Annotated in this window: 19 protein-coding genes; 16 read left to right on the top strand and 3 right to left on the bottom strand. The window is 61.0% G+C overall.

Features of this window, described 5'->3' with window-relative positions; translation table 11 throughout:
- Nucleotide 1: 1 nt before the first annotated feature.
- The 3 genes from ACD590_RS34685 to tauA are packed head-to-tail and all read right to left on the bottom strand — an operon-like array spanning nucleotide 2 to nucleotide 2,711.
- Nucleotides 2-856 (bottom strand): ABC transporter permease subunit, encoded by an 855-nt coding sequence (locus ACD590_RS34685; protein WP_131702954.1) that lies wholly within the window; start codon nucleotides 854-856, stop codon nucleotides 2-4.
- Nucleotides 853-1,641 carry a taurine ABC transporter ATP-binding protein gene (locus tag ACD590_RS34680; RefSeq protein WP_168278218.1) on the bottom strand — a complete coding sequence of 263 codons (789 nt, stop codon included), beginning with the start codon at nucleotides 1,639-1,641 and terminating at the stop codon, nucleotides 853-855. The genes ACD590_RS34685 and ACD590_RS34680 overlap by 4 nt, the downstream gene beginning before the upstream one ends.
- 56 nt (nucleotides 1,642-1,697) lie before the next feature.
- Nucleotides 1,698-2,711 (bottom strand): taurine ABC transporter substrate-binding protein, encoded by a 1,014-nt coding sequence (tauA, locus tag ACD590_RS34675; RefSeq protein WP_210068444.1) that lies wholly within the window; start codon nucleotides 2,709-2,711, stop codon nucleotides 1,698-1,700.
- A 217-nt stretch (nucleotides 2,712-2,928) separates the two neighbouring features.
- On the opposite strand from tauA, the gene ACD590_RS34670 reads away from it, so the two are divergent.
- The 16 genes from ACD590_RS34670 to ACD590_RS34595 all read left to right on the top strand — a co-directional run bounded on the left by ACD590_RS34670 (nucleotide 2,929) and on the right by ACD590_RS34595 (nucleotide 17,855).
- A complete protein-coding gene (locus ACD590_RS34670) occupies nucleotides 2,929-4,290 on the top strand; it encodes an FAD/NAD(P)-binding protein (RefSeq protein WP_439004353.1) in 1,362 nt (453 codons plus the stop codon).
- Between the two features lie 201 nt (nucleotides 4,291-4,491).
- Nucleotides 4,492-5,184: a GntR family transcriptional regulator gene (locus tag ACD590_RS34665; protein WP_028732331.1), complete on the top strand. Its 693-nt coding sequence runs from the start codon at nucleotides 4,492-4,494 to the stop codon at nucleotides 5,182-5,184.
- Between the two features lie 424 nt (nucleotides 5,185-5,608).
- Nucleotides 5,609-6,211: an amino acid synthesis family protein gene (locus tag ACD590_RS34660; RefSeq protein ID WP_003538313.1), complete on the top strand. Its 603-nt coding sequence runs from the start codon at nucleotides 5,609-5,611 to the stop codon at nucleotides 6,209-6,211.
- A 15-nt stretch (nucleotides 6,212-6,226) separates the two neighbouring features.
- Nucleotides 6,227-7,072, top strand: a complete 846-nt coding sequence (locus ACD590_RS34655; RefSeq protein ID WP_247264114.1) for an alpha/beta fold hydrolase — start codon at nucleotides 6,227-6,229, stop codon at nucleotides 7,070-7,072.
- A complete protein-coding gene (locus tag ACD590_RS34650) occupies nucleotides 7,069-8,004 on the top strand; it encodes a flavin reductase (RefSeq protein ID WP_018246710.1) in 936 nt (311 codons plus the stop codon). Before ACD590_RS34655 ends, ACD590_RS34650 begins: the two co-directional genes overlap by 4 nt.
- The gene (locus ACD590_RS34645; RefSeq protein WP_439004352.1) at nucleotides 8,001-9,041 is read left to right on the top strand and encodes an LLM class flavin-dependent oxidoreductase; all 1,041 of its coding nucleotides are present in this window, start codon (nucleotides 8,001-8,003) and stop codon (nucleotides 9,039-9,041) included. The genes ACD590_RS34650 and ACD590_RS34645 overlap by 4 nt, the downstream gene beginning before the upstream one ends.
- A gap of 4 nt (nucleotides 9,042-9,045) precedes the next feature.
- On the top strand, nucleotides 9,046-10,509 hold the full coding sequence (locus tag ACD590_RS34640) for an aldehyde dehydrogenase (RefSeq protein ID WP_439004351.1): 1,464 nt from the start codon (nucleotides 9,046-9,048) through the stop codon (nucleotides 10,507-10,509).
- Between the two features lie 5 nt (nucleotides 10,510-10,514).
- A complete protein-coding gene (locus tag ACD590_RS34635; protein ID WP_003538302.1) occupies nucleotides 10,515-10,838 on the top strand; it encodes an NIPSNAP family protein in 324 nt (107 codons plus the stop codon).
- A 44-nt stretch (nucleotides 10,839-10,882) separates the two neighbouring features.
- Nucleotides 10,883-11,893, top strand: a complete 1,011-nt coding sequence (locus ACD590_RS34630) for an ABC transporter substrate-binding protein (RefSeq protein WP_018446105.1) — start codon at nucleotides 10,883-10,885, stop codon at nucleotides 11,891-11,893.
- Between the two features lie 113 nt (nucleotides 11,894-12,006).
- Entirely contained in the window at nucleotides 12,007-12,879 is an 873-nt protein-coding gene (locus tag ACD590_RS34625; RefSeq protein ID WP_247264111.1) for an ABC transporter permease, read from the top strand.
- Between the two features lies 1 nt (nucleotide 12,880).
- Nucleotides 12,881-13,681, top strand: coding sequence for an ABC transporter permease (locus tag ACD590_RS34620; protein ID WP_210068440.1), 801 nt, complete (start codon nucleotides 12,881-12,883; stop codon nucleotides 13,679-13,681).
- Entirely contained in the window at nucleotides 13,678-14,757 is a 1,080-nt protein-coding gene (locus ACD590_RS34615) for an ABC transporter ATP-binding protein (RefSeq protein ID WP_247264110.1), read from the top strand. Before ACD590_RS34620 ends, ACD590_RS34615 begins: the two co-directional genes overlap by 4 nt.
- A 10-nt stretch (nucleotides 14,758-14,767) precedes the next feature.
- A complete protein-coding gene (locus ACD590_RS34610; RefSeq protein WP_131702949.1) occupies nucleotides 14,768-16,222 on the top strand; it encodes an NAD-dependent succinate-semialdehyde dehydrogenase in 1,455 nt (484 codons plus the stop codon).
- A gap of 37 nt (nucleotides 16,223-16,259) precedes the next feature.
- Nucleotides 16,260-17,060: a phosphate/phosphite/phosphonate ABC transporter substrate-binding protein gene (locus tag ACD590_RS34605; protein WP_439004350.1), complete on the top strand. Its 801-nt coding sequence runs from the start codon at nucleotides 16,260-16,262 to the stop codon at nucleotides 17,058-17,060.
- Between the two features lie 148 nt (nucleotides 17,061-17,208).
- Nucleotides 17,209-17,460, top strand: a complete 252-nt coding sequence (locus ACD590_RS34600; RefSeq protein WP_247264107.1) for an AbrB/MazE/SpoVT family DNA-binding domain-containing protein — start codon at nucleotides 17,209-17,211, stop codon at nucleotides 17,458-17,460.
- Nucleotides 17,457-17,855 carry a type II toxin-antitoxin system VapC family toxin gene (locus tag ACD590_RS34595; protein WP_247264106.1) on the top strand — a complete coding sequence of 133 codons (399 nt, stop codon included), beginning with the start codon at nucleotides 17,457-17,459 and terminating at the stop codon, nucleotides 17,853-17,855. The genes ACD590_RS34600 and ACD590_RS34595 overlap by 4 nt, the downstream gene beginning before the upstream one ends.
- Nucleotides 17,856-17,876: the final 21 nt, after the last annotated feature.

The following is a 17,876-nucleotide window of genomic DNA, read 5'->3' as shown; positions in this document are numbered from 1 at the left end:
GTCAGAGCTTGCCCTTCCAGGGCACGAGGAACGCCTCGAGAAAACGAATGGCGGCCGAGAAGGTGAATGCGCAGATCGCGATGATGCCGATGCCGACGAAGACGACGTCGGTCGCCAGGAACTGTGAAGCCGACATGATCATGAAACCGATCCCACGCGTGGATGCGATCAATTCAGCCGCGACCAGCGTGCCCCAGCCGACACCGAGCGCAATTCGGATACCGGTGAGGATCTCGGGAAGGGCCGACGGCAGGACGATATCAAGGAAGAGCTGCAGCCGGCTCGCGCCCAGCGAACGTGCGGCATTGACGCGCTCGATCGGCAGCGAACGAACGCCGGCCTGGGCCGAGAGGCAGATCGGCGCGAACATCGCAAGCACCAGCAGCGTGATCTTCGACGTCTCCCCAATGCCGAGCCAGATGATCATCAGCGGCAGGTAGGAGAGTGGCGGAAGCGGCCAGTAGAATTCGATCGGCGCGTCGAGCACCCCTTTTGCCCAGCGATTCAGGCCCATGAGCAACCCGAGCGGGATGCCGGCGGAAACGGCGATGAGAGCGGCGACCACGATGCGGAACAAGCTCGCAAAAACATGCTCGGACAGTGACGCTCCGGCGTAACCGTCGCGATAAATGGCGCCGATTTGTGTCAGCACCTCGTCTGGACGCGGCAGGAACAGGTGTGGGACGACACCGAGCGCCGATACCAGCCACCACAGCAGAAGGATGGCGAGTGCCGTGGCAATGCTGATGGCCACCGTCGATTTCTCGCCGGCTCCGAAGCTTGCCATTTTTACCAGCTTGACCGGGCGGTCCTCTCTGCCCGCCGCAATCGGCGGGGCCTGCACTATGTCGCTCATGCGGCGCTCCTGAGGTCTTCGGTGCTGTGGAGAATGGCGCGGATCTCCTCGCGCAGCTCGGCAAATTGCGGCGACGCCTTGATCGACCGGGCGTCGCCGGTTTCGGCGAAGCGGCGAACGAAATCGAGATCGAAGCGTGCCACGACGCGGCCCGGTCGCGGTGACATGACCAGCACCTGCGTGCCCAGAAACAAGGCCTCTTCGATCGAGTGCGTGATGAAGAAAATCTTCTTTGCCGTTTTATCCCAGATGGAAACCAGCAGTTCCTGCATCTGCTCGCGCGTCAGGCTGTCGAGCGCGCCGAACGGCTCGTCCATGAGCAGGATGTCGGGATTTGTCGCCAGAGCCCGTGCGATACCGACACGCTGGCGCATGCCGCCCGACAATTCGTAGGGAAAAGCGCCGGCGAATTCATCGAGGCCGACGAGCCGGAGAAGCTCCAGCGCGCGGGTTTCGCGCTCCTTGCGCTTGACCCCGGCGAATTTCAAACCGAGCGCGACATTGTCGACAACCGATTTCCAAGGTAGCAGCGAGTCCTTTTGAAAGACGACGCCACGGTCCGCGCCGGGTTTTTCGACCGCGCGGCCATCGAGGGTGATCCGGCCATCCGAAAGCGGGAGGAAACCGGCGATAGCATTGAGAAGTGTTGACTTGCCGCATCCCGACGCTCCGAGCGCAACGACGAAGCCCCGTTCGGGAATATCGAAGGAAACGCGATCGAGTGCGTGAACGGTCCGCCCGTCGCGGGCTGCGAAGAAAACGCTGGCGTGATCGACTTTAAGCATGTTGCCGCTCGCAGGTTCGACGCCGGCGCGGCAAGCCGCGCCGGCGTTGGGGAGGATCAGTTGCTGACGCCGGCGAGGGCGTCTGCGGTGACGAAGGCGCCGTAATTCGCCAGCACATCGGAAACCTTGCCCTGTTCCTTCAGAAACGATGCGGTGTCCTTGAGGATCTTGCCGGCACCGGCCTTTTCGCCGCCGCCAAGCCAGGCATCCGATGCCTGGACATCAGGTGTCAGTAGCGTCAGGTTCTTCAGGGCCGATGCCTGCTGGTCGGCTGTGCCGCCGAGAAGCTTGGCGAGTGACTTGGCGTTGTCGCTGTCGGGACCCCAGGCGGATTTGTCCGAGGCGAAAGACGCGTAGTATTTGTTGATGACCGAAGCGAAACCCTTCAAAAATTGCGGGTTGTCGGCGGCAAACGTCGAGGTCGCGACCCAGGCCGAGAATGTCGGCGCGCCCTTATCTGCCACCTCCTTGGAGGTCACCAGAACCTTGCCGTTCTTCTTCAGTTCGGTGAGCGCCGGATCCCAGACGAAGCCGCCATCGATATCGCCGCGGTTATAGCTGGCGACGATCTCAGGCTGAGGGATTGCGAAGACCTGAACGTCTTTTTCGGTCAGGCCCAGCGATTTGATCAGCGCCAGAAGCTGATAGTGGTCCGTCGACACCGGCGCAGCAGCAAGCTTCTTGCCCTTCAGATCATTCAGGCTTTCGATCCCGGAGCCGTTACGGACGACGAGAGCCTCGTCGATGCCCGAGATGGAGGCGAGGTAAAAGGCCTTGACCTCGAGCCCGCGTGATACCGCAGCCGCAAACGGGCTCGAGCCGACATAGCCGACCTGGACGTCACCGGAAGCAATCGCCGCAAAGATTTCGGCGCCGGAGTTAAACCTGCGGAAGTCGATGTCGTATCCCGTTTCCTTGGCGAATTCGCCATTGGCGATCGCCACGGAAGACGGCAAGGCGTCGGTTTGATAGGCGACGACGACCTTCTTGTCCGCCGCTTCAGCGACAACAGCCGTTGCAAGAGTGCCGACGCCGACGGCGATTGCGGCAACCAAATTCCTGAAATTCATCTTGAGCCCCTTTGTTCAGAGCCGCTCGGCTCTTGATCTCACCCTCAAAAGGGTAATGGTCGGGAAGGGGCTAGCGGGAGAAATAACAAACTATATTTATAGACTATAGAGATAATTGTTTTCGTGATTCTGCCGCTCGTGCGATCAGCAGGGACCGGTGAGCGACACGGGGCTTGAATGACGACATGTCTCGATGACGTTCTGAGCTTCAGGGAGAATGCATTTGACATATGATGTTATCGTCGTCGGTTCCGGTTTTTCAGCGATCGCGGTTACCTGCAATCTCATCGAACAGCTTCCCGCTTCGGCGAAGGTCGCCGTCGTCGGCGACGATCCCGGTTTCGGCCGCGGGACGGCGTACCGGACGGAGCTCTATCTCCATCGCCTCAATGTTCCCGCCGGCCGCATGAGCCTGCTACCGCATCAACCCGACGACTTTGTCGACTGGCTGAAAAGCCATGGCCGCCTGACGCAGGCAGGCGATTTCGCCTCGCGCAGCGATTACGGTCTTTATGTCCGCGACACGCTTGCACGGCTGCTTCGAAAGCGGGACGGCCGTTGCCGGGTCGATTTCATCAAAGCCAAGGCGGCGGGATACGTGGAACGCTACAGCAGCACACTGGCCTTCCATCTCGGCAATGGTGACGAGATTGCCGGGAAGAACGTGGTGCTCTGCCTCGGCGTCGGTAACGCGAGCCTTCCGGTCGCTCCGGATGACGTCCCGCCATCGCTGCGATCGCGGATCATCGAGAACCCATGGCGGCTTTCGTGGCTGAGGCGCGTCGCACCATCCGATGCGGTGTGTATCCTCGGATCCGGCTTGACGATGATCGATCAGGTTCTCGCACTTCGCGCCCATGGCCACAGCGGCAAGATTGATGTGCTTTCGCGGCGCGGGCTCGCACCGCTCGGACACGCGTGGAAGCCGCCGGTGCCTCTGCCGATCGACGTCGAGAGGCTTCCGGAGACGATCAGCGGCATATTGAAGACCCTGCGGGGGAAGAGCAGGACGGTTACCGACTGGCGAGCCGTGATGGACGGCCTGAGGCCTGCAACGCAGGCTCTCTGGCAACGGCTTTCGAACAAGGAGCGGGCACGCTTCCTCAGGCATGCGCTTCCCTGGTGGAACATCCACCGTCACCGGGTCGCGCCTGACGTGTTCGACAGGTTTGAGAAGCTGGTCTTAGACGGAACCGTTCGCTTCCACGCGGGCTTCCTGAAATCGCTCGGAGCCGAGGAGGGGCGGCTTGCTGCCAGCTACAGGGTCAGATCGACGCGCGAGATCGCCGAGATCAGGGCGGACTGGCTCGTCAACTGCACGGGAATGGAGCGGGCCGGGATCAGTCATTCACCGCTTTTGAAGGAAATGAGCCGCTTTGAGTTGATCGTCCCCGATCCTCTTGGCCTTGGAATCCAGGTGGATGCCGCTTCCGAGGTGATAGCCTCGTCCCGGATCTCGCCTGCCCGACTATTCGCGGTCGGCGCCCTGACGGCGGGGCAATTCTGGGAGATCACGGCCGTTCCGGATATCCGGGTGCAGGCCAAGGCCGTGGTCGAGGAGATTGTTTCAAGAGGCTAGCTCGCGACTTCTAGAGCAGCAGATCTAAGTGCTACAGCATCCTTTGCACGTCTGAAAGACGCGCGGCCCTATAGGTCGGCACGGCGCTTGTTGAATTGCCGGCCGCCGACAGCTACAGTATCTGGTACGCCATAATACGATTCTTGCATTCGGCTGCCGCGGCGGAAGTTGAGCGTGCAAAGTCCAACACTGAGGTACAGAATGAGCGGTGCTCTGAAGGACGCAATCAGAGTTGAGCGTCCTGCAAAGACCTTGCGGGAATTGGCGCTCGACAAGGTCCGCGAGGCGATCGTCAACGGATATTTCCGTCCCGGAGATCGCCTTGTCGAGCGTGACCTCTGCGCCCAGCTCGGCGTCAGCCGAACAGTCGTGCGCGAGGTTCTGAGGCATTTGGAATCGGAAGGGCTTGTCGCCAATCTGCCGAACAAGGGGCCGATCGTCGCGCAGCTCGACATCGAGGAAGCCAAGCAGATCTATGAGATCCGTGGCGCGCTGGAAGGCATGGCGGCGCGGCTGTGCGCGGAGCGCCGCAGCCCCGAGATCGTCGCTGCGCTGGAGGAATCGCTGGCCGGGATACGCAACAGTTACCGCGATAACGACATGTCGGCTGTGCTGACGAACACCTCTTCCTTCTATCATACGCTGTTCACGATGGTTGACAGGAACGTTGCCTGGGGTGTCGTCAATCTCCTCACCGTGCGCATAAACCACCTGCGCTCGATGACGATCAAGACGGAGAGGCGCGGCATCGAAGGGCCGCTGCAGATGTCGAAGATCGTGGACGCCATCCGCCGCGGTGACGGCGAGGGGGCTTACCGGGCGGCGATGGATCACGTCGCCGCCGCGAGCGCGATTGCCGAAGCGGTGCTGTCGGCGAAGAAGCCTGCCGACTAGGCGCGGCGGACTCGCTGTGGCCTTCGTCGCAGGCGGATGGCAAAGCGCCTGCACCGAACATCTGTCGATGTCACTCCAGTAAGCGCAATCATATTCCTAGGAATTTAGCAGACTCCGCACTCCAAGCTTGACACCCAACTTTGCTCAATGAGATGGTATGCCATAATAAATAATACATAAGGCGGCATCATATGAACTGGGACAATCGTGACCTCCGGACTTGTCGTGCGCCTTCGGCGCTGCCGTCGCGGGGTCTGTGGCTGCCGACCATAAGCTGAAAGAAGAGGCGCTTTCGAAGCGTGAGAGCGCACGCGTGCCAAATTGAAAATCTCCGCCTCGGCCTGAACTGCATCCATGCAGGAGCCAACTTGACACTCATATAGTATGGTATACCATAATACGAAGTTGAGAGATGAGGTGTTCGATGGCCATTCAAATTCGCAAGACGGGACTGCAGATCGAAACGACATTGATCGAAGGCGGCAAGGCCGCGGCGGTTCCGCTGAAGCTGTTTACCGCCTTTGCGGTCGTGAAGAATCCCTGGGCAGGGCGCGGCTTTGTCGACGACCTCAAGCCCGAAATTCACGCAGGCGCTCCAGTGCTCGGCGAGTTGCTGACCAAGATGATCATCGATGCGGTCGGGTCCGGCGAGGCTGTCGAAGGATATGGAAAGTCCGCTGTCGTCGGCCTGGACGGCGAGATCGAACACGGGTCGGCGCTCATCCACACGCTGCGCTTCGGCAATTTTTATCGCCAGGCCGTCGGCGCCAAGTCCTATCTCGCCTTCTGCAACACACGCGGTCCTGCCAACGCGCCGATCATGATCCCGCTGATGGACAAGAACGATGAGGGCCGCCGTTCGCACTACCTGACCATCCAGACGTCGATCCCCGACGCGCCTGCCGCCGACGAGATCGTCGTGGCTCTCGGGGCTTCGATAGGCGGGCGCCCGCATCACCGCATCGGCGACCGCTACCAGGATCTGAAAGACCTGGGGCAGGACGTTGCCAATCCTGCGGGCGTTTGAGGGAGCGGCTCTGAGATGCTGACGGCCGGATCGACCACACGCACCGCTGCAGCAACAAACGCCGCCGGTGCCTTGCCCCGAAAGACGACGGCAAGCGGAACGGCCTATCATGAGGCCGGCAGCGGCGAGCCGCTGGTTCTCATTCACGGCGTCGGCATGCGGCTTGAGGCCTGGGCTCCGCAGATCGCATTCCTGTCTGCAGGCCATCGCGTCATCGCTGTCGATATGCCGGGACATGGGGAAAGCGCAAAGCTGCCGGTGGGCAGTCGGCTCGAGGAGTTCGTCGCCTGGTTCGGACGCTTTCTCGACGAGATGGCAATCGGCCCGGCAAATGTTGCCGGGCACTCGATGGGCGCACTGGTTTCGGGAGGGGCAGCCGCGACCTTTGGCGAGCGTATCAGCCGCGTCGCTTACCTCAACGGTGTCTACAGGCGTGACCCCGAGGCAAAGGCCGCCGTGCTTTCGCGCGCCGCGGCCATTCCGGTATCGGGCGTCGACAAGGAAGGCCCTCTGGCCCGCTGGTTCGGCGAGGATGCGGACAGCGTCACTGCGCGTGAATTGACACGAAAATGGCTGAACCTCGTCGATCCCCAGGGATATGCCGTTGCCTACGCTGCCTTCGCGGGCGGAGACGAGACCTATGCTGACGGCTGGAAAGACGTGGCTGGTCCGGCCCTGTTTCTGACCGGGTCCGATGATCCGAACTCGACGCCCTTGATGGCAACGCAAATGGCAGGGCTTGCGCCGCGGGGCTATGCCCGCATCGTCGAAGGCCATCGTCATATGGTGAACCTGACCGCGCCTGATATCGTAAATTCGCTGCTCGCTGAGTGGCTGTCGTTCGGGGAGGATGAACGATGACAATCCAGACTGTCGACCCAAGAGCGCTGCGAGATGCATTCGGGGCTTTTCCGACCGGGGTGACTGTCGTCACCGCCTGCGACGGGGACGGAAATCCGATCGGCTTCACGGCGAACTCCTTCACCTCGGTCTCGCTCAATCCACCGCTTCTCCTCGTCTGCCTTGCCAAGACGTCACGCAATTTCGCCATCATGACCGGAGCGCAGCATTTTGCGATCAACGTGCTTTCGGAAACGCAGAAAGACGTGTCGAACACCTTTGCGCGACCGGTCGAGGATAGATTTGCGGCGGTCGAGTGGGCGAGGGGATCGGCAGGCTGCCCGATATTCTCGAGCGTGGCGGCCTGGTTCGAATGTGCCATGGAGCAGGTCATCGAGGCTGGCGACCACGTCATCTTGATGGGGCGCATCGAAGCTTTCGACAATAGCGGCCGCAACGGTCTCGGCTATGCGCGTGGCGGTTATTTCACGCCGACGCTCGCAAGCAAGGCAGTGTCCGCGGCAAGCGAAGGCAATATGGAACTTGCGGCCGTTGTCGAGCGGCGCGGTGAAGTTCTGCTGCTCGGCGAGGATGTGCTCTCCTTGCCAAGCGTCGACGCCCATGACGGCAGCCCGACCGAGGCACTGCAAAAATACCTGGAGACATCAACCGGGCTGAAGGTCAGCATCGGCTTTCTCTATTCGGTTTATGAGGGCAAGAGCGACGGCAAGCAGCACATTGTCTATCACGCCGTTGCCGGAGAGGGCGAGCCTGCCGGCGGCAGGTTCCTGAAGCCTGACGCATTGGTTGCGGCAAAGTTCAAGACCAGTTCGACTGCCGATATCGTCAACCGTTTTGCGATGGAAAGCTCGATCGGCAATTTCGGAGTCTATTTCGGCGACGAGACCGGCGGCACTGTACACCCAATTCCAGCCAAGGACGCAAAAGCATGAAATTCTCCCTCTTCGTCCATATGGAACGGCTCGACGCCAGCCAAAGCCACAAGAGCCTCTATGAGGAATTCGTCGCGCTCTGCGAGATCGCCGACAAAGGCGGCATGCACGCGATCTGGACGGGTGAGCACCATGGCATGGATTTCACCATTGCGCCCAACCCTTTCGTGACCATTGCCGATCTGGCGCGCCGCACATCGCGGGCACGGCTTGGGACGGGAACAGTAATTGCCCCCTTCTGGCATCCGATCAAACTCGCCGGTGAGGCGGCCATGGCCGATATCATCTGCGATGGACGACTCGACATCGGCATAGCTCGCGGGGCCTATTCCTTCGAATACGAGCGTCTGCTGCCCGGTCTCGATGCCTGGGGTGCTGGCCAGCGCATGCGCGAACTCATCCCGGCGGTCAAAGGCATATGGGCCGGCGACTACGCGCATGACGGGGAATTCTTCAAGTTTCCGTCGACCACGTCGGCGCCGAAACCACTGCAGAAGCCGAACCCGCCCATATGGGTGGCAGCGCGCGATCCGAACTCGCACGAATTTGCGGTCGCCAACGGCTGCAACGTTCAGGTGACGCCGCTCTGGCAGGGCGACGACGAGGTTCAGTCGTTGATGGAGCGCTTCAACGATGCCTGCGCGAAGAATCCCGAGATCGAGCGGCCCAAGATCATGTTGCTGCGTCACACCTATGTCGGCTCGTCAGAGGACGATGTCGCGCAAGCCGCCCATGAACTCAGCGTCTACTACAATTATTTCTTCGCCTGGTTCAAGAATGAGAAGCCGGTTACCCAGGGTCTGATTGAACGGATCCCGGACGAACAGGTCAGGGCAAACGCGATGCTGTCGGATCAGGTCATGCGCACCAACAATGTCGTTGGCGACGCTGAGACCGTCATCGACCGGCTCAAGGCCTATGAAGCGCTCGGTTATGACGAATATTCCTTCTGGATCGACACCGGCATGAGCTTCGAGCGCAAGAAGGCGTCGCTCGAGCGCTTCATCACCGAGGTCATGCCAGCATTTCAGGAGTAAGACCATGCGGCGTTTCCAGCACTACATCGACGGCGAATTCTCGGATGGCGAGGCCAGCTATCCGAGCATCGATCCAGCCTCCGGCGCGGTCTGGGCTGATATGCCCGAAGCGCGCGAAGGGGATGTCGATCGGGCTGTCAACGCGGCCGACAGGGCGCTTTGCGAAGGCGCCTGGCCGAAACTGACGGCCACGCAACGCGGCAAGCTGCTCTACAAGCTGGCCGACCTGGTTGCCGCCAACGCGCAGATCCTCGCAGAACTGGAGACACGCGACACCGGCAAGATCATCCGCGAGACATCGGCGCAGATCGCTTATGTCGCCGAATACTATCGCTACTATGCCGGTATCGCCGACAAGATCGAAGGCGCCTACCTGCCGATCGACAAGCCCGACATGGATGTCTGGCTTCGCCGCGAGCCGATCGGCGTCGTTGCGATGGTCGTGCCGTGGAACAGCCAGCTCTTCCTGTCGGCTGTGAAGATCGGCCCGGCGCTTGCGGCCGGCTGCACGATGGTGGTCAAGGCCTCGGAAGATGGGCCGGCGCCGCTTCTCGAATTTGCGCGGCTCGTGCACGAGGCAGGCTTTCCCGCCGGCGTCGTCAACATCATCACGGGTTTCGGCGCCTCCTGCGGCGCCGCCCTCGGCCGCCATCCGAAGGTCGCGCACGTCGCTTTTACCGGCGGTCCAGAAACCGCCCGGCACGTCGTTCGCAACTCGGCCGAAAACCTCGCCTCCACCTCGCTTGAACTTGGCGGCAAGTCGCCATTCATCGTCTTTGCCGACGCGGATCTCGAGAGCGCTGCCAATGCTCAGGTCGCGGGCATCTTCGCCGCGACAGGGCAGAGCTGCGTTGCCGGATCGCGGCTGATCGTCGAACGCAGCATCAAGGACAAGTTCGTCGCCATGCTGCGTGAGAAGGCGGAGGCGATCCGGATCGGTGCTCCGCTCGATATGGCGACAGAAGTCGGCCCGCTTGCCACCAAGCGCCAGCAGGACAATATCGGCGCCCTCGTCGCCAAGTCGATTGAAAGCGGCGCCCGCCTCGTCACGGGCGGAAGCAAGATCGACGGCGACGGCTATTATTTCCCGCCGACGATTCTCGATTGCGACGATGTCGCCTCGCCGTCCCTGATCGAGGAATTCTTCGGACCGGTCCTGTCCGTCGTGTCGTTCGAGACGGAGGCCGAGGCGCTGCGGCTCGCCAACGATACCCGTTATGGCCTGGCTTCCGGCGTCTTCACCCAGAACCTCACCCGGGCGCACCGGCTGATGAAGGGGCTCCGTGCCGGGATCGTCTGGGTCAACACCTACCGCGTGGTATCACCGATGGCGCCGTTCGGCGGTTTCGGCCTGTCTGGCCATGGCAGGGAAGGCGGCATGGCCGCGGCGCTCGACTATACCCGCACCAAGACGATCTGGCTCAGGACATCGGACGATCCGATCCCCGATCCCTTCGTGATGAGGTAACGCCGATGTTTTACGAGATCCGCACCTATCGACTGAAGAACGGCACGATCCCGCAATATCTCAAGGTCGTCGAGGAAGAGGGGATCGAGATCCAGAAGAGCCATCTCGGCACGCTCGTCGGTTACTTCTTTTCGGAGATCGGGACGATCAACGAAATCGTCCACATCTGGGCCTTTGCGAGCCTGGACGACCGGGAAGCGAGGCGCCAGAGGCTTTTGGCCGATCCCCGGTGGCAGGCCTTCCTGCCCAAGATCCGCGATCTCATCGAGGTGGCGGAAAACAAGATTATGAAGCCAGCTAACTTTTCTCCCAGGAGCGAGGCGCACTGACGGCATAAGGCATACAGGACAAACCAGAACAAGGATAAGGGAACATGAAAACAACATTTGCTTTCGCGGCGGTTGCCGCATTCGTGGCTGTGTCCGGACCGGCGCACGCCGACAACATGGTCTTCTCGAGCTGGGGAGGAACGACCCAGGACGCGCAGAAGGCTGCATGGGCCAGCCCATTCACCGAGAAGACCGGCATCACCGTCGTACAGGACGGGCCGACGGATTACGGCAAGCTCAAGGCGATGGTCGAGGCTGGCCAGGTCACCTGGGACGTTGTCGACGTCGAAGGCGACTATGCCGCTCAGGCCGGCAAGAATGGCCAGCTCGAGAAACTCGATTTCTCCGTCATCGATAAATCCAAGCTCGATCCGCGCTTCGTAACCGATTATTCGGTCGGCAGCTTCTATTATTCCTTCGTGATCGGCTGCAATGCCGATGCCGTCAGCGCCTGCCCAAAGACATGGGCGGACCTGTTTGACACGGCAAAGTTTCCGGGAAAGCGCACATTTTACAAATGGTCGGCTCCCGGCGTGATCGAAGCGGCGCTGCTTGCCGACGGCGTGGCTGCCGACAAGCTCTATCCGCTTGATCTCGACCGCGCCTTCAAGAAGCTCGATACGATCAAATCGGATATCGTCTGGTGGTCGGGCGGCGCACAGTCGCAGCAGCTTCTGGCATCCGCCGAGGCTCCCTTCGGCAGTGTCTGGAATGGCCGCATGACCGCGCTTGCGGCGAGCGGTATCAAGACCGAGACCTCATGGGAACAGAACATCACCGCTGCGGATTCGCTCGTCGTGCCGAAGGGTTCGCCGAACGCGGAAGCCGCGATGAAGTTCATTGCAATGGCGACCTCGGCCGAACCGCAGGCCGCCCTTGCAAAGGCCACCGGATATGCACCAATCAATGTTGACTCGGCCAAGCTGATGGATCCGGAGACGGCCAAGACCCTGCCGGATCAGCAGACGGCAAGCCAGGTGAATGCCGACATGAACTATTGGGCTGATAATCGCGATGCCATCGGCGAGAAATGGTACGCATGGCAGGCAAAATAGCCTGAAACTTGAGATGATCAGGCACGGCGAATGTTCGCCGTGCCTCCCGCAGCGTCGGTGCCCGTTTGTTGGACCTCGGCGCCTGTGGAAATTGGCGGGTGGGAAGGACTGTCATGTCGACGTATAGCGATGCCTCCGGCGCAATTGCGCCCCTGCCAAAGGCGCGCAGGGCAACGGGTTTTGGCGGAGTCGTTCCGGCTCTCGCCTTCGTGGCGATCTTTTTCATCGCGCCGGTGGCGGTGCTCTTGTTGCGCAGCGTGCTGGAACCGGTTCCGGGCTTTGGAAACTATGCCCAGCTGATCGGGTCCGTGACCTATCTCAAGATTTTCGCCAACACCTTCATCGTCTCCGGTCTCGTCACGGTGATTTCGCTGCTGATCGGATTTCCCGTCGCCTGGGCACTGGCGATCATGCCCGGCCGCCTGACGTCGGTGATCTTTGCGATCCTGCTCCTGTCGATGTGGACCAACCTGCTTGCCCGCACCTATGCCTGGATGGTGCTTTTGCAGCGGACGGGGCTGATCAACAAGATGCTGATCGGAATGGGGCTGATCGACAAGCCCTTGGCGCTCGTCAACAACCTGACCGGGGTGACGATCGGCATGACCTATATCATGCTGCCCTTCATCATCCTGCCGCTCTACGGCGTGATCAAGAAGATCGACCCGTCGACCCTGCAGGCGGCAGCACTTTGCGGCGCCAACCGGTGGCAGTGCCTGACCCGTGTCCTGCTGCCCTTGGCCATGCCTGGCATGGCGGCCGGTGCCCTCATGGTCTTCGTCATGTCGCTTGGTTATTTCGTCACGCCGTCACTTCTTGGCGGCACCGCGAACATGATGCTCGCAGAGCTGATCGCGCAATTCGTGCAGTCGTTGGTCAACTGGGGCATGGGAGGTGCTGCGGCGCTGGTTCTCCTCGTGGTGACCCTGTCGCTCTATGCCGTGCAGCTGCGCTTCGTCGGCAACCAGAACCCGGGAGGGCGTTGATATGTTGCTCAATTTCGACCGCCTCGGCTGGTGGAAATACATGCTGCTGACGATAACGCTTCTGACTGCGGCCTTTCTGCTGCTGCCGATCGTCTTTATCGCCGCCCTGTCCTTCGGCTCCTCGCAGTGGCTGATCTTTCCGCCGCCCGGCTGGACGTTTCAATGGTACAGCGAGCTCTTTGCCGATCCGCGCTGGCTGGAATCGGCCTGGACGAGCTTCAAGATCGCGGTCATCGTGACGATCCTGTCGGTGCTGCTCGGGCTCGTGACCTCCTTCGGGCTGGTGCGCGGTTCGTTCTTGTTCCGCGATGCGCTGAAAGCGCTGTTCCTGACGCCGATGATCCTTCCCGTCGTGGTTCTTGCAGTCGCCCTTTATGCCTTCTTTCTAAGGATCGGCCTTGGCGGCACGTTGGTAGGCTTTGTCATCTCGCACCTCGTTCTGGCGCTGCCCTTCTCGATCCTGTCCATCTCAAGTGCGCTGGAGGGCTTCGACAAGTCGATCGAGGACGCGGCGGTTCTGTGCGGCGCCTCGCCTCTGGAAGCAAAGATCAGGGTGACCCTGCCTGCGATCAGCCATGGGCTGTTTTCGGCGGCCGTCTTCTCGTTCCTGACATCCTGGGACGAGGTGGTGGTGGCGATCTTCATGTCCAGCCCGACCCTGCAGACGCTGCCGGTAAAGGTATGGGCGACGCTGCGGCAAGACCTGACGCCGGTTGTCGCTGCGGCGTCGACCCTTCTCATCCTTTTGACGATCATCTTGATGGCGCTGGTTGCCGTCGTGCGTAAGGTACTGAAACAATGAAAGAACCATTCCTTCAGATCCGCGGAATACGCAAGGAATACGGCCCGGTGGTTGCCGTCCACGACGTCAATCTCGACGTTCGGCGCGGGGAGTTCCTGACCTTTCTCGGACCGTCCGGATCCGGGAAAAGCACGACCCTCTACATCCTGGCCGGTTTTGAAACTCCGACGAAAGGCGACATCACGCTGGAGGGCAAGACCCTGCTCGCCACGCCGTCGCACAAGCGCAACATCGGCATGGTGTTCCAGCGCTACACCCTGTTTCCGCACCTGACGGTAGGCGAAAACATCGCATTCCCGCTGAAGGTCCGGCGCAAGTCCAAGGCCGAGGTCGCTAGCAAGGTGAAGGAGATGCTGCGCCTCGTCAGGCTCGAAGGCTTCGAGGATCGCAAGCCGGCGCAAATGTCCGGCGGCCAGCAGCAGCGCGTCGCCCTTGCCAGAGCCCTTGCCTATGATCCGCCGGTGCTTCTGATGGACGAGCCGCTGTCGGCGCTCGACAAGAAGCTGCGCGAGGAAATCCAGCATGAGATACGTCGGATCCACCAGCAGACCGAAGTGACGATCCTCTATGTCACGCACGACCAGGAGGAGGCGTTGCGGCTCTCCGACCGCATCGCCGTCTTTTCCAAAGGCGTCATCGACCAGATCGGCACGGGGCCGGAACTCTACGCCAATCCGCGGACCCGCTTCGTTGCCGAATTCATCGGCGACAGCGACTTCATTGCATGCGACCTGCTGTCATCCTCCGATGGGCAGGCCACCATTTCGCTTGGCGGCGGGAGCGTCTTCAATCATATTCCGGTGCATGGAAAAGGAACCTCCGGGACGAGGGCAGCCCTGATGCTGAGGCCTGAACGCATTCGATTGTCGCGCGCCCAAGCGGCGGGAGCGGGCCTTGCCGCAACAGTCAGCGACATTACCTTTCTCGGCAACAATATTCATGTCTCCACCGAGACGGCAACAGGCGAGGCGCTGGCGGTTCGCCTGCCGTTCGGTCATGAGGCTATCGCGGGGCTCAGCCGCGGAGATATAGTCCATCTGGATTTCGATCCCGGTGCCGCTCACGTGTTCTGTTGAAAGTTGTCATATGAAGCTCAATGATCCCTCGCTGTTCCGTCAGGCATGCCCCATTGCCGATCGCTGGATCGAAGCGGAAGGCCGCAAGGCGGCGACGATCCGCAATCCGGCGACAGGCGAACCGCTGGGGGTGGTCCCTGATCTCGGTGCCGCGGAAACGGAGGACGCCATCCGCGCCGCCGTCATTGCCCAGAAGCTTTGGGCGAAGAAGACCGCCGGGGAGCGCGCCGCCGTTCTGAAGGCTTGGCATCGGCTGATGATCGAAAACCGCGACGATCTGGCGATGATCCTGACGCTGGAACAGGGAAAACCCCTGGCCGAGGCCAAGGGGGAGATCACCTATGGTGCGAGCTTCATCGAATGGTTCGCCGAAGAGGCGAGACGCATCAACGGCGAGACCATCCCGGGACATCAGGCCGACAAGCGGATCCTCGTCCTGCGCCAGCCGGCAGGCGTAGTGGCGGCGATCACGCCCTGGAATTTTCCGAACGCGATGATCACCCGCAAGATTGGCCCTGCGCTTGCCGCCGGCTGTGCCGTCGTTCTCAAGCCGGCGCTGCAGACGCCATTCTCCGCCATCGCCATCGCCGTTCTCGGTGAGCGTGCCGGCCTGCCGCCGGGGCTTCTCAACATCGTTACGGGTGACGCAGCGGCAATTGGCGGGGCGCTGACGGCAAGCCGTGACGTTCGGGTTCTGACATTCACGGGCTCCACCCGGACGGGCGAGCTGCTTTACCGGCAATGTGCGCCGACAATCAAAAAGCTCGGCCTCGAGCTTGGCGGCAATGCACCCTTCATCGTGTTCGACGATGCCGATCTCGACGCTGCCGTCGAAGGCGCGCTCATCGCCAAGTTCCGCAACAACGGCCAGACCTGCGTCTGCGCCAACCGGCTTTATGTCCAGGACGGCGTCTACGAGGCGTTTGCCGCCAAGCTCGCCGCGGCGGTTTCGGGCTTGAAGGTCGGCAACGGTCTCGACCGCGACGTCGTGCTTGGCCCGCTGATCGATGACAACGCCGTCGCCAAGGTCGAAAGCCATATCAGCGATGCCGTTGCAAAGGGGGCCGGGATCGTCTTAGGCGGCAAGCGCCACGCGCTTGGCGGCCATTTCTTCGAGCCGACAATCCTGCGCGATGTCGCTGCCGGCATGCAGGTCGCGCGCGAGGAAACCTTCGGGCCGCTTGCCCCGCTTTTTCGTTTCCGCGACGAGCAGGACGTCATCGAACAGGCAAACGACACCGAGTTCGGCCTTGCTTCGTATTTTTACGCCCGCGATCTGTCGCGAGTGTTTCGCGTCGCCGAAGCGCTCGAATATGGGATGGTCGGCGTCAATACCGGTCTTGTCTCCACGGCCGAGGCTCCGTTCGGCGGCGTGAAAATGTCGGGTCTCGGTCGCGAAGGGTCGAGGCACGGATTGGACGAATACACCGAGCTTAAATATGTATGCCTCGGCGGCATTGCCTGACTTGGTCGATGCTTGCGCTTCGCCGCAAAGGACCAGAATGTCTCTCGTCAGCATCGCCATGTATGTCACATCGGAGCCGCTCGCGGATGCGACAGCCGAGCTCTGGTCGTTCCTCCGGCATTATCTCTTGGATGCCGGCCTCAAGGGCTTGCCTGAAAAGCTCGATCAGGCGGTTCCCTATGATGAAGCCTGGCTGAGGCCGGATCTTCTTCTCTCGCAGGCATGCGGCTATCCCTTTGCCAGGAGCCTGCGTGGCAGGGCCCGCCTGGTGGCGACGCCGATTTATGGTCATCCCGGCTGCGACGGCCCGCTGATGCGCAGCTTCATTGTCGTCCGCAAGGATTCTCCCGTTTGCTCGCTGGCGGATTTGCGTGGCACCACGGCTGCGATCAATAGTCCTGACAGCAATTCCGGCAGCAATTTCTTTCGCGCGGCGGTCGCTCCGCTTGCCGACAGCGGCCGCTTCTTCGGTCGGATTATCGAAACCGGCAGCCACCGCGGCAGCATCGCCGCCGTTGCCGAGGGCAGGGCGGAGAGTGCCTCCATCGATTGCGTCACTTATGCGAATATTCGCCGCTTCGATCCCGGCCATCTCCAAGCGGTCCGCATCATCGCCGAAACGCCCAAGGGCCCCGGCCTGCCATTCATCACCTCAGGCGATGCATCGGACGACAGAATCCTTCTCCTGCGAAATGCGCTTGACGCCGCGATCAAGGAGCCATCGCTCTCCGCCATGCGCGCCACACTCGGCCTCGTTGATTTTTCAGTGCTTTCCGAAGCCGACTACGAACCGCTCTTATCGCTTGCCGGCGATGCATTACCGCAATTGAGAGCTTGAGCGGCAGACGAATTTTTCCCGACTTTTTCTTCGGTTGGGAGTGAGCCACACGAACTAGGCAGGTGAAGGCAAGTCCGTATCACTCGAACCTTGAATGTAAGGAAAAATTCCATTACTTTTGTATGGGTTTAAAGTTCGGAGATTTTCCATGGCTTCCCTTGCGGTCACAATGAAAGGGCAAATCACGCTGAGACGGGATTTGCTGACGCATCTTGGGGTCAAACCGGGGGAGCGGATCGAATTCGACAAGCTGCCTGGGGGCGAGCTGCGGGTAAGGGCTGCTCGTCCAGCGGGGACAATCGACGATTTTATCGGTCGGCATGCTGGCAAGATGAAAAAGCCGTTGACCATCGAAGAGATGAACGAAATCGCGGCTTCGGGCTGGGCCGGCGAGGAATGAAAGTTTCAGTCGATACCAACATTCTTGCTCGAGCCGTCTTGCAGGATGACGCCGAGCAGGGAAGGGCAGCGGCAAAGCTCCTCAGGGAAGCATCACTGATCGCGGTTTCCCTGCCGAGCTTATGTGAACTGGTCTGGATACTGCGTCGAGGAGCCAGGCTATCAAAGGAAGATGTTTCACAGACGATCCACGACCTGCTCAACGCGGGCAATGTAGCAATGAACCGTCCTGCGGTCGAAGCAGGACTGGCCATGCTGGAGGCGGGTGGCGATTTTGCAGATGGCGTGATCGCCCATGAAGGAGCATGGCTTGGCGGCGAGAGCTTCGTATCTTTCGACAAGCAGGCGGTCGAGCTGGTAATCCGCCAAGGCCAACCCGCGCGTCTTCTCGCCTGAAATTCCGCAGGCTCATGAGCG

The sequence above is a fragment of the Rhizobium sp. 862_C5_N1_2 genome, assembly GCF_051811205.1.
In the GTDB taxonomy this organism is placed as follows: Bacteria; Pseudomonadota; Alphaproteobacteria; order Rhizobiales; family Rhizobiaceae; genus Rhizobium; species Rhizobium leguminosarum.
The sequence above is the reverse complement of the archived record's forward strand: the minus strand, read 5'-3'. Positions and strand labels throughout refer to the sequence as shown.

Coding starts and splice junctions, on each gene's coding strand:
- ACD590_RS34640 (WP_439004351.1), top strand. CDS start 9,046: ATGCGGCGTTTCCAGCACTACATCGACGGCGAATTCTCGGATGGCGAG.
- ACD590_RS34600 (WP_247264107.1), top strand. CDS start 17,209: ATGGCTTCCCTTGCGGTCACAATGAAAGGGCAAATCACGCTGAGACGG.
- ACD590_RS34665 (WP_028732331.1), top strand. CDS start 4,492: ATGAGCGGTGCTCTGAAGGACGCAATCAGAGTTGAGCGTCCTGCAAAG.
- ACD590_RS34605 (WP_439004350.1), top strand. CDS start 16,260: ATGTCTCTCGTCAGCATCGCCATGTATGTCACATCGGAGCCGCTCGCG.
- ACD590_RS34620 (WP_210068440.1), top strand. CDS start 12,881: ATGTTGCTCAATTTCGACCGCCTCGGCTGGTGGAAATACATGCTGCTG.
- ACD590_RS34635 (WP_003538302.1), top strand. CDS start 10,515: ATGTTTTACGAGATCCGCACCTATCGACTGAAGAACGGCACGATCCCG.
- ACD590_RS34680 (WP_168278218.1), bottom strand. CDS start 1,641: ATGCTTAAAGTCGATCACGCCAGCGTTTTCTTCGCAGCCCGCGACGGG.
- ACD590_RS34685 (WP_131702954.1), bottom strand. CDS start 856: ATGAGCGACATAGTGCAGGCCCCGCCGATTGCGGCGGGCAGAGAGGAC.
- ACD590_RS34660 (WP_003538313.1), top strand. CDS start 5,609: ATGGCCATTCAAATTCGCAAGACGGGACTGCAGATCGAAACGACATTG.
- ACD590_RS34645 (WP_439004352.1), top strand. CDS start 8,001: ATGAAATTCTCCCTCTTCGTCCATATGGAACGGCTCGACGCCAGCCAA.
- ACD590_RS34595 (WP_247264106.1), top strand. CDS start 17,457: ATGAAAGTTTCAGTCGATACCAACATTCTTGCTCGAGCCGTCTTGCAG.
- ACD590_RS34655 (WP_247264114.1), top strand. CDS start 6,227: ATGCTGACGGCCGGATCGACCACACGCACCGCTGCAGCAACAAACGCC.
- ACD590_RS34630 (WP_018446105.1), top strand. CDS start 10,883: ATGAAAACAACATTTGCTTTCGCGGCGGTTGCCGCATTCGTGGCTGTG.
- ACD590_RS34610 (WP_131702949.1), top strand. CDS start 14,768: ATGAAGCTCAATGATCCCTCGCTGTTCCGTCAGGCATGCCCCATTGCC.
- ACD590_RS34625 (WP_247264111.1), top strand. CDS start 12,007: ATGTCGACGTATAGCGATGCCTCCGGCGCAATTGCGCCCCTGCCAAAG.
- tauA (WP_210068444.1), bottom strand. CDS start 2,711: ATGAATTTCAGGAATTTGGTTGCCGCAATCGCCGTCGGCGTCGGCACT.
- ACD590_RS34670 (WP_439004353.1), top strand. CDS start 2,929: ATGCATTTGACATATGATGTTATCGTCGTCGGTTCCGGTTTTTCAGCG.
- ACD590_RS34615 (WP_247264110.1), top strand. CDS start 13,678: ATGAAAGAACCATTCCTTCAGATCCGCGGAATACGCAAGGAATACGGC.
- ACD590_RS34650 (WP_018246710.1), top strand. CDS start 7,069: ATGACAATCCAGACTGTCGACCCAAGAGCGCTGCGAGATGCATTCGGG.